This window comes from Planococcus daihaiensis, from assembly GCF_049262615.1.
GTDB lineage: Bacteria > Bacillota > Bacilli > Bacillales_A > Planococcaceae > Planococcus.
The window spans coordinates 2,014,277-2,027,820 of record NZ_CP175504.1 but is presented as its reverse complement, the minus strand read 5'-3'; the positions used below and the strand labels follow the sequence as shown (position 1 = coordinate 2,027,820).

Below are 13,544 nucleotides of genomic sequence, written 5' to 3'. Positions count from 1 at the left end.
ACTCTCTGTTTTTCATCATTCCTATTTAATTCTTCCCTTATTTCCCATATAGGTGGTTTTCATGCGTTATTTTCGTTAGGCTGGGGTATATAGAAAAATATCTTCAAAAAACCTCAGGAGGTCGACATGGACAAAAAGTTATGGACAAATCCCGTTTTCATCGTTTCAACCGCAGTAATTTTGCTGCTTGTATTGCTTGGAGCGTTTGTAAACGAACAATTCAAAGCAGTATCAGATACCCTATTCGCTTTTACAACTAATAATTTTGGTTGGTTTTACTTGCTCGCTGTATTCATCATTACCCTTTTTCTCATCGTTATATCCATCAGTAAATATGGTAATATCCGCCTCGGGGCAGACACCGATCGTCCGGAATTCCCATTTTTCACTTGGATCGGCATGTTGTTTTCAGCCGGTTTCGGCGCTGGACTCGTATTTTGGGGCGTAGCCGAGCCGATGAGCCATTTCTTCACCACCCCTTTTGGCAATGAAGCACAAACTCCGGAAGCGGCCCGCATTGCGATGGGCTATTCATTCTTTCATTGGGGCGTCAGCCAATGGTCCGTGTTCGCGATCGTCGGACTCGTTATCGGATTCTTGCAATTCCGCAAGAAAAAATCAGGACTCGTTTCAACTGCACTTGCCCCGGTGGTCGGCACAAAACCACTGATCAAGCATTCCATTGATTCACTTGCTGTTATTGCCACTGTCATGGGGATTGCTACTTCCCTCGGCCTTGGTGTTCTTCAGATGAATGGCGGTTTGAACGCAGTATTCGGCATTGAGAATTCATTTACCATCCAGTTGACGATCATCGGCGTTATGTTTGCCGCTTATACTTTATCGTCATCCACCGGATTACATAAAGGAATCGCTTATTTAAGTAATTTAAACCTCGGCATTGCACTCGTTCTGATGGTGTTTGTATTCTTTGCCGGACCAACCGTCTTTATCATGGAGACGTTCACTCTCGCATTGGGTGATTACATTACAAACTTCGTGCAATACAGTTTACGGATGGAACCGTATGTGGAAGGCGAATGGGTCCGTGGCTGGACCATCTTCTACTGGGCTTGGGCAATTGCCTGGTCGCCATTTGTCGGCGCTTTTGTAGCCCGCGTTTCCCGCGGCCGCACAATCCGCGAATTCGTTCTCGGTGTGCTTGTCATTCCACCTGCAATCGCTTGTCTTTGGATTGCCGTGTTTGGCGGCACCGCCTTATTCTACGATTTGAATAATGGGGCTGGAATTGCAGAAGCCGTCGATAACGATCTGACTTCGGCGTTGTTCCAGACTTTCGATGTGCTGCCAATGGCAACGATTATGTCTGTCGCCGCCATCCTATTGATTTTCACATTCCTTGTCACTTCTGCTGACTCCGCCACTTACATTCTGGCGAGCATGACCAGTTTCGGCAGCTTGAATCCGCCGACGGCCTTTAAAATAATTTGGGGCGTGCTGATGTCTTCTATCGCTGCTGTCCTATTATTATCAGGCGGACTCGGAGCTCTGCAGACGGCATCCTTGATCGCAGCGTTGCCATTTACCGTGCTGCTGCTGATGATGGTCTGGTCCTTCATAAAAATCATACGGACTGAAACTCCGCCAATCCGCAAGTCGGATTTGCGCCAGTTCAAGAAAATGGAACGTGAAGCCCGCAAGGATCAGCGGAAGTAAACAAGTTATATAAGTCGAACTAAAGAAATAGTATTTATAACGCTTCGGCGCTATGGACAGAGCAAAGATTATGCTCCTGCGCAAGCTCGTCGCAAAGGAGGCGCCATCTCCGTTTGGCGCACCTTGCCTCCCGCAATAAGCCGAGAAGACCACTCGTCTTCTGCCCGGTCGGCATTCGCCTGCTCCGGAGCCGCGCCTTTGCTGATAGAAGAATTCTTTAAAGATATGGAGCAAAACAGCGAAGAGTTGACCGAAGCCTGCGAGGGCAACTCTTTGCGACGAAGCAGCGCAGCGATGCAGGAGCGCGGGTTTTGGCAAGCAAGCTGTTTTGCGGAATATCGCTTACTATGGTTATTTTGTCTTCAACTTATATAGAAACAAAACAAAAAGCTCAACCCTTTCCTAACGGAAGGGTTGAGCTTTTTCTTATTGTCTAGACTCCAGCGGCCTAGCTCTTCGGGTCATAAGTCAACCCAGCTGCGTGGCAAAGAACGCCACTTCGCTGGTTCGCCTTATGCCTTTCAGAGCTGAACAGGCGCCGTCGCTTTTCTAGACTTATTTGTCTTCATTGATCAAACGTACTGTTTCATCAAACTCTGTTTCGATCTCAGCATTTGGTTTGTAAGTAACAAGACTCACTAACCATGCAACCAGTAGACAAAGGATGAATCCTGGAATGATTTCGTAAACACTGCCGATGAAGTTGGTCGTTGCAGTTGCACCTGCATCGCCTTCAGCAGTACCAATCATGTCCCAGATGATGACAGTAGCGGCACCAACGATCATACCTGCGAGTGCCCCCATGCTAGTAAACTTGCGCCAGAATAATGCAAGGAGAATCAGTGGACCGAATGCGGCACCGAAACCTGCCCAAGCGTAAGCAACCAATTCAAGGATTGTTGCATTTCTTTCCCATGCAAGGAAAGCAGCTAACAGAGCTACGAGTAAAACACCAGCACGGCCAAGATTTACTACGACCGTATCTGAAATTTTCTTCTTGAACGCAATCTTATACAAATCTTCAACCAATGCTGATGAACTTACCAGCAATTGTGAAGAAATCGTGCTCATGATGGCAGCCAATACAGCTGCAAGCATCAACCCGGCAATAAGCGGGTGGAACAAGATTTGTCCGAGTGCGATGAATACCGCTTCCGGATCTGTTAATGTAGCAGTTGGATTTTGCTGGAAATACGCAATACCGACAAGTGCTGTCGAAGCAGCTCCGATAAGGCTGAGAATCATCCAGCCGATACCGATGCGGCGTGCAACCTTTACTTCTCTCAAAGTCTTGATTGCCATAAAGCGGACGATAATATGCGGCTGGCCAAAGTAACCAAGGCCCCACGCTACAGCAGAGATGACACCAACTACTGAAGCACCTGTTGTAAAGTTAAGGAAAGTCGGGTCTACGGCACGGATGCTATCCGCAGTTGCCCCGAAACCACCCGTTGCGAAAATTCCGATTGCCGGAACCGCAATCAATGCAAGGAACATCATGACACCTTGCACAAAATCAGTATAGCTGACCGCAAGGAATCCGCCGAATAGCGTGTAAGCTACTACTACTGCGGCTACGATGACCATACCCAACTGATAGCTCAATCCGAACGAGCTTTCGAAGAATACGCCACCTGCGACCATACCTGAAGACACATAGAATGTGAAAAAGATCAAAATAATAATTCCTGAAACAATTCTTAATAACCGTGAAGAGTCTCTCAAGCGATTTTCCAGGAAACTTGGAATTGTAATCGAGTCTTTCGTTACGAGTGAATAGACGCGCAAACGCGGTGCCACGAAATACCAGTTAAGATAGGCACCAATTGTTAAGCCGATTGCTATCCAAACTTCTACAAGGCCACCGACGTAAATGGCACCAGGAAGTCCCAATAACAACCAACCCGACATGTCGGATACTCCTGCACTAAGTGCGGCAACGGATGGGCCAAGGCCACGTCCTCCGAGCATGTAATCTGATAAATTAACGGTCTTGCGATACGCATACCATCCGATAAACAACATAGCGATGAGGTAAATAATTAGCGCTATGATTTGATAAGTTAAATCTGACATCTTATCTCCCCCTTCCCTTCCATTGTAACATCCTGAGCCTTTAATACCAGTAATTTTTTGTTTTACATCCTATTAAAAGGGGGAATTGAGAGGCAAAGGAGGCGATTATGGTGCCATGGAGTAAAAACGACTATCCCGATTCATTCAAAAACTTAAACGCTGACGTTCGAAACAAAGCGATAGAAATCGCCAATGCATTATTGCGAGACGGCTACGAAGAAGGAAGAGCAATTCCGATTGCGCTCGACCGCGCCAAATCCACTGTCCACGGCGATGAAGAGCAGCCAATTTACGAAATCCGTTCCCACGACGAAGGCTGGCAACTGAAGAAAAAGGACAGCAAGAAAGCGATCCTGATTGAAGAAACAAAAGAAGAACTGATGGCTGACGCCAAACGCTACGTCAATAAAAACCACGGTGAGCTTCACATCTACACGGAAGATGGCAAACTCGAAGAAAAATTATACGAATGAACCTCGCAAATGGATTCAAAAGCAGTTCCCCAATTCATATTGGCACGCAAAAAACCGGCGAAGAAAATGCTGATTCTCCGTCGGTTTTCTGTTTGATTTATTTAGAAGGAATCGCTTACTTGAACCAGCCTTTTTCTTTAAAACGGGAAATCGCTTCAATCCGGTTGCCAACTTCCAGCTTATCAAGAATGGTGGAAATATAATTTCGCACGGTACCGGATGTAATGAATAATTCCTTGGCAATTTCATTGGTGCTGCGCCCCTGCGCAATCAATTCCATCACTTGTTTTTCCCGTTCAGTCAACGGATTGTCTCCCTCATAAGCAAGGTCGACAAGCTCTGGTGCGTAAATGCGGCGTCCCGCCATGATGCTGCGAATTGAAGTGGCGAGATCTTCACTGGGGCTATCTTTCAATAGATAACCACTGACGCCGGCTTTTCGTGCCCGCTCAAAATAACCGGCACGAGCGAACGTCGTCAGAATGATGATTTTGCAAGGATGATCTTTCAGGTGTTCGGCAGCATCCAGTCCACTTTTCATCGGCATTTCGATGTCCATGATGCAAACATCGGGATTTAACTCTGCGACAAGGTCGATAGCTTCCTGGCCGTTTGCAGCCATACCAACTACCTCCATATCCTCCTCCAGATCGAGCAGCGACCCCAATGCTCCGAGCATCATGCGTTGATCTTCCGCCAATACAATTCGAATCATGCCATCTCCCCCTTGGAATTATAAAGAATCACGTTAGGTACCCGAATGTTCAAAGTCATCCCGTCCGTACCTTTAATTTCGGCAGTGCCGTTGATGAATTCCAGCCGCTCCCGCATTCCTGCCAGGCCATTCCCCACCATAAAGCCGCCTGTTTCCGGCAAGCCGATGCCATCATCCTCCACTTGAACCAACACTTCCTGTGGCGTCTGTTTGATGAGAATCGTGCAGCGGGTCGCCTGGCTATGCTTCACAACATTGTTGACGGCTTCTTTCAAACACATGCTGAGCACATTCTCTACCAGCAAAGGCGTATTTTTCAGTTTCGGGCTGCCATACAGGACAAAATCGATTTCCCCCGCTTTGAGAATCTGCTGCACCCGCAGCAATTCATCTTCCAGCTTGGTGCCCCGCATATCCGACACCAATTCCCGGACTTCTTTCAAAGCCGTACGCGCAGTCTGCCTGACGTCATTGATTTCATTCAGCGCAGCTTCCGGATCCCGGTAAATCAATTTACTCGCCAGATCACTTTTCAACCCCATCAACGACAGTTTTTGGCCAAGCGTATCATGGAGATCCCGCGCAATCCTTTCTCTTTCTTCTATTATAACCAATTGCGAAATCCGTTTATTCGCGTCTTCCAATTGGCCTTCGAGCTTCTCGCGCTTGTTGCGGTTATAGGTATTGAAAGGCAAGAGGATGACCCCAAGAATCGTCAGCACGACAAACGGCAATTGCGCCATGAAAAGATCGCTGTGAAAGGCGATGCCGAACGCCACTGCTGCGATGGTCGTCCCTATGTGGATGCCATAAATGATAAAGAAACCGACTTTGTTGCGGATATTGCCAATAAAAAATGCCACAAAAATCGCAAGATAGACATACCCGAAAAGATAGGTCAAGACGATATTGACGGCCATTTCCAGGCTCACCCAGACGTAAACAAAGCCGCTCCTTGAATTGACCGATAAACGGTACGCCAAAAAGAACACACCCAAAAGCACAATGCCAAGGGTGATTTCAATTGGAGATGATGACCGGAAAATGAAGAAGAAAGGCAAAATACAAAAAATCACCCAAGCGTAAAGGCTGAGCCAAGGGTTTTTCGGAAATAATTGATACCAGCTTTGCATACGCTCATCCTCCTGTTGCTGTTATTATTCATGATACCAAATTCTGGACCAAAGAAAAAACCATTCCTCTGAAGGAATGGTTTTCAACTTAACTTTCAGCTGTCTTCTTGGAATTATTCAGAAGGTGCTTGATGTCACCAAAAGTGACGAAGGTTTTATTATTTGCATCATAGACTTTATAACGCAAAGATTTCAGGCTTGATTTAATATCGATTGTTGTCGCCTGATGAAGAGGCGGCGTCGATTCGTGTGCTTTTTCCAAATTATAATTCGGAACCCGTGGGCTCAAGTGATGGACGTGGTGGAAACCGATGTTTCCTGTCACCCATTGAAGAACTTTCGGAAGCTGATAATAAGAGCTTCCTTCTATCGCTGCCTTCACATAATCCCATTCGCTTTCATCTTCAAAATAAGAATCCTCGAATGTATGTTGGACATAGAACAGCCAAATGCCCAATGCGCCTGCAACGAACATCGTTGTGCCCTGTATAATCAGGAATGCCTGCCAGCCGATTGCCCAAATAAGAAGCGAGTAGATGACCACTAATGAGATATTGATCAAGTACGTGTTATTGCGCTCTTTTTTACGGGCATCTTTACGGTTGAAACGGCTCGAAATCAACACAAGGAATAACGGACCAATACCGAACATGACCAGTGGATTGCGGTACATGCGGTATTTGAAACGTTCCCATTTCGAAGCTTCCACATACTCATCAATTGTCATGATCCAGATGTCGCCAACCCCACGTTTGTCGAGGTTACCACTCGAAGCATGGTGAATTGTATGCTCGCGTTTCCATTTTTCAAATGCAAATAATGTCATGATGCCGGTAATTGTCCCAACAATGGCATTCGCTTTTTTGTTTTTAAAGAAGGAACCGTGTGTGCAATCATGGAAAATGATGAACGTTCGGATTACAAATCCTGCCGCAACGATTGATGACGCAATGGTCAACCAGATCGAAACATCGAGTGCCTGGTACGCAAGGAACCAAAACAGGAAGAATGGCGGTATAGTATTAACCATTTGTCTGACACTTGCTTTCACATCTGCCTGCTCAAAAGGTTTCACGAATTTACGGAGTTGCGCTGTCTTTTCTTTACTCATGACTTTTCCTCCTATATTCGGACATTCTTAGCCCGGATAACTTATTACCTCAATAATAATAAAATCAGCAAGCTTAAATAAGACATAAACGCACGGATTCATACATGACACTTGTCATGTATTTGCCGACACCGGCGAGTTTCCTTTGCAAGCAAGCAGGGTAAAGTATATAAAATCAAATTTAGATTAAGTTGAACAGACTTGCTAGTTTCTATAAATCGCTTCGGCGCTTTGGACAGTGCAAAGATTATGCTCCTACGCAAGCTCGTCGCAAAGGAGGTGCCATCTTCGCATGGCACACCTTGGCTCCCGCAATAAGCCGAGAAGACCACTCGTCTTTGCTCCGTCGGCATTCGCCTGCTCCTGGGCCGCGCCGGCGCTGAGAGAGCGGCTTAGATATGGAGCAAAACAGCGCAGACGCCATGGGGACCAAGCGAAGTGCTGAGATCCACTCGGACGAAGTGAAACGAGACCGAGTTAGCTCAGCGCGAGCCCCCAGGCAAGCGAAGCTGTTTTGCGGAATATCGACTTCACAGTAGTTTTACAACTGAAATACATGTCCCATTAGAAGAGGTGGATTCCATGATTTATCTGGTTACAGTCATTATGATTTTTTCCATCCCGTTAGCAGCAATCATCACATCCCATCTGGAAACGCAAACCAAGCTGAAGCATAAGATGATTGAAAGCGAAATCGAACTTGAAAGGCTGAAGCATGAAAATTATGTTATTGAGACGCAAAAATTGCGGCTGGAACTGGAACAGATGAGGCTGGAAGACGCGAAAAAAGAGCAGGACTTTTTAGCAAAATAAAATAGCAAAGCTGAGTCAGCTTTGCCACCTTAAACTCAAGCCGCCGAGAAGTTCTCAGCGGTTTTTTCATTGTTTTACGCCATAATCTGCTGTTCAATTTTTTTCAACCCGTGGAAATACCCTTTTCGCTCCATCAATTCAGCATACGAACCACTCTCAATCAGCTTGCCGTTTTCCAGAACGATGATTTGATCCATCTTTTCAAGTCCACTCAGGTCATGGCTGACGATGATGAAGGTGCTGTCCGGGTTGTCTTCAAACAAGCGTTCATAAATAATTTTACCTGTGGCAGAATCCACAGACGAAACGGGTTCATCCAGCATCCATAAGGGGCTTCCTTTCAATATCGCTCTTGCGATTGCAAGGCGCTGCTTTTGCCCTCCGGAAAGGTTTTGCCCTTTTTCTTCCACTTCCATTTGGAGTGAAAACTCGCTTAACTCCACCCGTTCCAAAGCGGCAATCATCGCTTTGTCATCAGCCGACGGATCAGCTAATTCCAGATTGCTGCGAATGGTGCCATAGAAAAAGTGATTCTCCTGAAGCACCACATTGAGCCGCTGCCAAATGCTTTCCTGGGAAAATTCCTCGGCATTTCTTTCATTGAACAGAACCCTTCCGCTGTGCGCTGGCAGTACGTCCATCAGCACCGCCAAAAGAGTTGATTTCCCGGAGCCGCTTGGTCCGACAATCGCAGTTTTGCTGCCTGCCGGGAAATCGATGGTGATATCTTCCAATGCTGTCCGCTGTTCCCCTGGAAAAACATAATGCAGATTTTTCGCAGAAATGGATAGCGGGCCTGGTGGCAGTTCGCCAGCTTTTTTGATGCGCGGTGTTTCATCGACGACGGAGTCGAGACGGACGGCCGCTTTCCGGCTTTCTTCGAAATGTGCCGGAAACGCAGCCATCGGCGAAACATTTTCAAAAACGGCTAACGAAATCATCACGAGCATCGCCAGGTATAAACCGTCCAATTCACCCGCAGCGGTGGAATAGGCACCGGCAGCAAGAATCGCCAATGACACAAGAAGTGCCAGAAAACCATTGGCCGCTTGACTGTAAACTTCTTCTTTGCCTTCATTTCTTTGTTCATCATGATAGGAACCGATCATTTTTGCCAATTGCTGTTCTTTGCCGTCCAATTGCTGATAAATTTTCAAATCGCGGAATCCAAAAAGGAATTCAGCCGCTTCAGCGGACAAAGCTCCGCGGCTCTCCCTGATCTTCCAATCCCTCCGGCTCCTTCTCCATGCGAAGTAAGCCGGAATCAATACAGCAGTGAGAAGATACCCAATTGCCAAAAGGATGGCTGTATAGATTGAGAAATAAAGCGTGAACAGAATTGTGCCGGAAAACACCAATAACAAGACAACTGGCGGATAGAAAACACGCAGCAGAAAGTTCTGCAAGCTTTCTACATCCCCAATGATTCTGGCCAATAAATCTCCGCTCCGGTATTTGCCATAAAGCTCTGGCGCTAGAGGCGCGAGTCTTTCAAAAAATGACACGCGCAGGTTGCCAAGCATCGTGAAAGTCGCCCGATGCGAAAACAGCCTTTCCGAATAGCGGCTGATCGCTGAACTCAATCCGAATAATTTCAGGGACGCGCCAATAACGATTAACACGGTCATCTGCCCGGTTAAAGCCGCTTTGGATATCAAATAGCCGCTGGAAGCCAACAACGCGACACTCGCGAGACCAGCAAGCACCCCGAAAATAATGGCCAATGACACATCGCGTTTTTCTCGCAAAGTTAAACGTAAGACCTGAGTTAATTCTTTCATCGCATTGCACCTCCCTGTTGAAGCGGCAGCAGATTTCGATAGGGCTCGAAGTTCGTGGCAAGTTCTTCGTGTGTTCCGGAAGCAGCCAATCGGCCATTTTCAAGATAAATAATTTTGTCAGAAGACCGGATCGTGTGCAGTCTGTGCGCTACCGTTATTACGGTGGCGTGACGGGAAAGCTCTGCAAGAGACTGCTGCAGAATCATTTCCGTCTGAAGGTCGAGACCGGTCGTCGGTTCATCAAACAGGATAACGGCAGGTTTTTTCAAGAATGCACGGGCAAGAGCGATTCGCTGCTTTTCGCCACCCGACAACCCGCGTCCGCCTTCCCCTACCAATGTGCCGTATCCTTCCGGCAGGGAATCGATCAGTTCTGCGATTCCGGCTTTTACAGCCGCTTCCGCAATTTCTTCATCGGTTGCCTGTCTATTGGTGCCAATGGCAATGTTTTCTTTGATCGTCCCGGCAAACAGATAAGGTGATTGCGATATATAGCTGAGCTGCGAGAACCAAGAGGCTTCACTAAGCTCGCTCCGGCTCCTTCCGTCGATGCCAATATCCCCATCCATTACCGGCAATAATCCAGCCATGATATGCATCAGCGTCGTTTTACCCGAACCGCTCTTCCCGATGATGGCGATTTGACTGTAAGGCTCCAGTTCAAAGGAAATATCACTTAACCCGAATTCACTATTATACGAAAAACTGATCCTTTGCAGACTGATGTGCGGTGCTTTTCCTTCTATCAAATCACGCTCTCCCCATAATACGGGCTTGCGTTCTTTCGAAAACTCTTCGGTTAGCAGTTGTGATGCGGATACACTGCCGCGCGCCGTGTGGAACGCGCTGCCGAAATCCTTCAGCATTGTGAAGAAATCAGGTACCAGGATCATGATAAAGAAAGCACTGAAGAAAGTGATATTATCAAAAACAACAAGCCGCAATCCGACTTCCAGAGCGATAATCCCGATGCTCAGCATTGAAATATATTCAAGGGTCAATGAAGACAGAAAAGCCGATTTCAAGACATCAACCGTGGAATCCCGGAAATTCTTGCTGCTCTTTTCAATCTTTTCTTTCTGTTCATTCCCTCGGCCATATAGCCGCAATGTCGTCAGCCCCTGCAGGATATCGAGGAATGTTCCGGAAAACCTGTTGAGCTGCTCCATTTTTTCGTCCGCTTTTTGTTTTGTCCGCTTGCCGACAATCGCCATAAAAACAGGGATGAACGGCGCTGTCACAAGGATAATCAGACCCGTCGTCCAGTTCAGGGAAAAGACCGCCACCAGCAGCATCAGCGGAATAATATAACTTTGAATCAGTTGTGGGATGTATTTGCTGAAAAAGCCGTCTGTTTCATCAACTGCATCCATCAGCAAACTGACTTTTCGGCCGGAATGGCTTTCAGCTGAAGACAATAAAGGATCTTCTGCAAAAGAACGAATCAATTTCATTCGCAGCTGCTGTTTTATTGCCGCAGCCATTTCGACGCCTGTCCGTCCAATAACGTAACTGGAGAGAGAACGTATAATGATGGAAATTAATAGTGCATAGAGAAATGGCAGTATTTCTCCAAACCCTTGCGCCTTCATAAAGACGCCATCCACTGCAAGAACGAAAAATACAGCCTGGCCGATTGTAGCCGCCCCTTTCAGGACAGACATCGCAATCAGCAGGCCAATTTCTTTTTTCTGTTCAAAAGCCAGCCCTTTCAAGTCCTTCATACTGTTCTCCCTCTCCATTCATCTCCCCCTATTATAAAGGATATGGCTCCATATTCCGTTCCCAGGGTCTGTGCGCCACCGAAAATCAGCGATATTGTTACAGCCTTGTTCACAAACAGAAAGAGGTTATTTCCCGGGAAATAACCTCTTTCTGCAGACGAAAACCCGCATACTCTATTCGTTTGCGGGTTTCATGTTTTATCGAAATATTCGTCCTGTCCAGTTTCCGAAATGGTGATGGCTTTTTGCAGCAATGCGATATCTTCTTTAATCTGCACACGCAAATAGAGGTCTGGGCATTTCCGGTATTCATCGCGCAATTTGTCCAGTTCGCTTACGAAAACGACTTTTTCCTCTTCCTTCACCATTTCAGCCACCTCATAGCATAATAGTTTAAAAGGCTTGCACAATAGTACCTATATATTTGAGTAGAATTATACTCTGGACAGTTAAAAATTGCTAATATTTTGCGCTCCTTATATTAGGAGCAATAATGCTGAGTACGATAGAATACCTACCGAGAACGACAGGAAACTGCTTTCACGTTCTTCCGGCAACTCTTCTTTCATCACATTGAGGATGACGCCGCCAGCCAATAATGCGACCATTAAGGATATAACTGTGTCTTCCACTTCCGTCAAAATGCCTGCCAGCCAGCCGATCACAATCGCCGCGGTTAAGAGCCATCTGCCATATTTATCGTAATCCTGTTCATGAAAACTCCGCAATGCCTTATCATTCGTGATGAAATGAAGGCCCATAGCCACAAAAAAGAAAAACGTCCCCCAACTGCTTTCAAAATGATCGTGGACCAGTAAATACCCGATTAACGCATTGTACAAAGTGAAGGTTCCGATATGCACCCAGAATACCCCTGCCCCTGACTTTGAATTTCGCCCGCTCTTTTTTTTGGATTTCTTGACCATCACTTCCAAACCATAGAAGATTGCCAGCCCCACCATGGCCACAATGTAAATATGGCTTTCAATAAATTGCCATGCACTGCCTTGCAACTCCCCTTCCAGTTCCTGCTGAAAATGGCTGAGCTCAGGCAAGAGGTGCAAAAATACATAAGCCACCGAAATGCCGCCCGCTATTGAAAGAAAGCGGCTGCGGGGCACAGCATTCAGGAATCTCATATTTCTGGAAAAAAGATGAATTAGCACGAATCCGGTTATATAAATGAGGGAAGTCCAAAACATCCGTATCGCTCCAGTCATTGTTCACTCTTCAAAAGCAGAAAAAGCAGGCGAGGATAACTTTTGCTCACCTGCTTTTAGGAACGGCTTTATTGTTGCTGAGCTCGGCCATCTTTGATCCACTTGGCCACTTCTACTGTGTGCTTCGCCTGATAGATGACTGCATCTTGCACATCTTCCACCATATTGTTGTCGTCATCGACAGAAACGCTGGTACCGTATGGATTCCCGCCGGCTTTAAATAATGCGGGGTCTTTATACCCCGGTGCCGCGATGATGGCTCCCCAGTGGAACATGGAAGTGTAAAGAGCAAGGATTGTCGTTTCCTGGCCGCCCTGAGGATTTTGCGCTGAGGTCATGGCACTCACCACTTTGTTCGCCAGTTTCCCTTGCGCCCATAAGCCGCCTGTCATATCCAGAAATTGCTGAACTTGGGAAGATACGTGGCCAAAACGTGTTGGCACGCTGAATAGGATTGCATCCGCCCAGTCCAGCATTTCAACTTCCGCTGCCGGTACATCCGCTGTTGCATCCAGATGCGCGCGCCAGGCAGGATTCGAGTCGATTGCTGCATCCGGTGCAGTCTCTTCCACTCTCGCAAGTTTCACTTCGGCACCGGTTTCCTTCGCAGCTTCTTCAGCCCATTTGGCCATCTGATAATTCGTTCCTGTAGAGCTATAGTAGATAATCGCTAATTTTACATTTGCCATATCATACATCTCTCCTTCGTTTAATTATTCCGAGCCAGGATCCGTCTATTTAAATATCCTGCGTTCAAGATATTCGTCACCTTACACTTTTCCCCTGTATTCGAAAGGATTAAACAAATATCTTCCATTCCT

12 protein-coding genes are annotated in these 13,544 nt (G+C 46.6%); 3 read left to right on the top strand and 9 right to left on the bottom strand.

Going from position 1 to position 13,544, the window contains the following annotated elements; translation table 11 throughout:
• The first annotated feature begins 126 nt into the window (after positions 1–126).
• Positions 127–1,677 (top strand): BCCT family transporter, encoded by a 1,551-nt coding sequence (locus DHX103_RS09925; protein WP_422122137.1) that lies wholly within the window; start codon positions 127–129, stop codon positions 1,675–1,677.
• 555 nt (positions 1,678–2,232) lie between these two features.
• Here DHX103_RS09925 and putP read toward each other — a convergent pair.
• Positions 2,233–3,753, bottom strand: coding sequence for a sodium/proline symporter PutP (gene putP, locus DHX103_RS09920; RefSeq protein ID WP_422122136.1), 1,521 nt, complete (start codon positions 3,751–3,753; stop codon positions 2,233–2,235).
• A gap of 110 nt (positions 3,754–3,863) precedes the next feature.
• Between putP and DHX103_RS09915 the strand changes: the two genes are divergently transcribed.
• Positions 3,864–4,226, top strand: a complete 363-nt coding sequence (locus tag DHX103_RS09915; protein ID WP_422122135.1) for a DUF2188 domain-containing protein — start codon at positions 3,864–3,866, stop codon at positions 4,224–4,226.
• 115 nt (positions 4,227–4,341) lie between these two features.
• Here DHX103_RS09915 and DHX103_RS09910 read toward each other — a convergent pair whose 3' ends face one another.
• From DHX103_RS09910 to DHX103_RS09900, 3 genes are all read right to left on the bottom strand, one after another.
• Positions 4,342–4,941 (bottom strand): response regulator, encoded by a 600-nt coding sequence (locus tag DHX103_RS09910; RefSeq protein WP_422122134.1) that lies wholly within the window; start codon positions 4,939–4,941, stop codon positions 4,342–4,344.
• Positions 4,938–6,074, bottom strand: a complete 1,137-nt coding sequence (locus tag DHX103_RS09905) for a sensor histidine kinase (RefSeq protein ID WP_422122133.1) — start codon at positions 6,072–6,074, stop codon at positions 4,938–4,940. The genes DHX103_RS09910 and DHX103_RS09905 overlap by 4 nt, the downstream gene beginning before the upstream one ends.
• An 88-nt stretch (positions 6,075–6,162) precedes the next feature.
• Positions 6,163–7,185, bottom strand: a complete 1,023-nt coding sequence (locus DHX103_RS09900; RefSeq protein WP_422122132.1) for a fatty acid desaturase — start codon at positions 7,183–7,185, stop codon at positions 6,163–6,165.
• 582 nt (positions 7,186–7,767) lie between these two features.
• Here DHX103_RS09900 and DHX103_RS09895 point away from each other — a divergent pair.
• A complete protein-coding gene (locus tag DHX103_RS09895) occupies positions 7,768–7,998 on the top strand; it encodes a hypothetical protein (protein WP_422122131.1) in 231 nt (76 codons plus the stop codon).
• A 74-nt stretch (positions 7,999–8,072) separates the two neighbouring features.
• On the opposite strand, the gene cydC is transcribed toward DHX103_RS09895, so the two are convergent.
• From cydC to wrbA, 5 genes are all read right to left on the bottom strand, one after another.
• Complete coding sequence (gene cydC, locus DHX103_RS09890; RefSeq protein ID WP_422122130.1) at positions 8,073–9,779, bottom strand: thiol reductant ABC exporter subunit CydC; 1,707 nt, start codon at positions 9,777–9,779, stop codon at positions 8,073–8,075.
• A complete protein-coding gene (cydD, locus tag DHX103_RS09885) occupies positions 9,776–11,521 on the bottom strand; it encodes a thiol reductant ABC exporter subunit CydD (RefSeq protein WP_422122129.1) in 1,746 nt (581 codons plus the stop codon). The genes cydC and cydD overlap by 4 nt, the downstream gene beginning before the upstream one ends.
• 173 nt (positions 11,522–11,694) lie before the next feature.
• Positions 11,695–11,871, bottom strand: a complete 177-nt coding sequence (locus DHX103_RS09880) for a hypothetical protein (protein WP_422122128.1) — start codon at positions 11,869–11,871, stop codon at positions 11,695–11,697.
• Between the two features lie 108 nt (positions 11,872–11,979).
• On the bottom strand, positions 11,980–12,582 hold the full coding sequence (locus DHX103_RS09875; protein WP_422122127.1) for a hypothetical protein: 603 nt from the start codon (positions 12,580–12,582) through the stop codon (positions 11,980–11,982).
• A gap of 209 nt (positions 12,583–12,791) precedes the next feature.
• Entirely contained in the window at positions 12,792–13,412 is a 621-nt protein-coding gene (gene wrbA / locus DHX103_RS09870; RefSeq protein ID WP_422122126.1) for an NAD(P)H:quinone oxidoreductase, read from the bottom strand.
• Between the last annotated feature and the right edge of the window lie 132 nt (positions 13,413–13,544).

Bases quoted from the DNA above. Each gene is read 5' to 3' on its own strand.
- DHX103_RS09880 (WP_422122128.1), bottom strand. From the start codon at position 11,871: ATGGTGAAGGAAGAGGAAAAAGTCGTTTTCGTAAGCGAACTGGACAAA.
- DHX103_RS09925 (WP_422122137.1), top strand. From the start codon at position 127: ATGGACAAAAAGTTATGGACAAATCCCGTTTTCATCGTTTCAACCGCA.
- DHX103_RS09910 (WP_422122134.1), bottom strand. From the start codon at position 4,941: ATGATTCGAATTGTATTGGCGGAAGATCAACGCATGATGCTCGGAGCA.
- DHX103_RS09900 (WP_422122132.1), bottom strand. From the start codon at position 7,185: ATGAGTAAAGAAAAGACAGCGCAACTCCGTAAATTCGTGAAACCTTTT.
- DHX103_RS09905 (WP_422122133.1), bottom strand. From the start codon at position 6,074: ATGCAAAGCTGGTATCAATTATTTCCGAAAAACCCTTGGCTCAGCCTT.
- putP (WP_422122136.1), bottom strand. From the start codon at position 3,753: ATGTCAGATTTAACTTATCAAATCATAGCGCTAATTATTTACCTCATC.
- cydC (WP_422122130.1), bottom strand. From the start codon at position 9,779: ATGAAAGAATTAACTCAGGTCTTACGTTTAACTTTGCGAGAAAAACGC.
- cydD (WP_422122129.1), bottom strand. From the start codon at position 11,521: ATGGAGAGGGAGAACAGTATGAAGGACTTGAAAGGGCTGGCTTTTGAA.
- DHX103_RS09895 (WP_422122131.1), top strand. From the start codon at position 7,768: ATGATTTATCTGGTTACAGTCATTATGATTTTTTCCATCCCGTTAGCA.
- wrbA (WP_422122126.1), bottom strand. From the start codon at position 13,412: ATGGCAAATGTAAAATTAGCGATTATCTACTATAGCTCTACAGGAACG.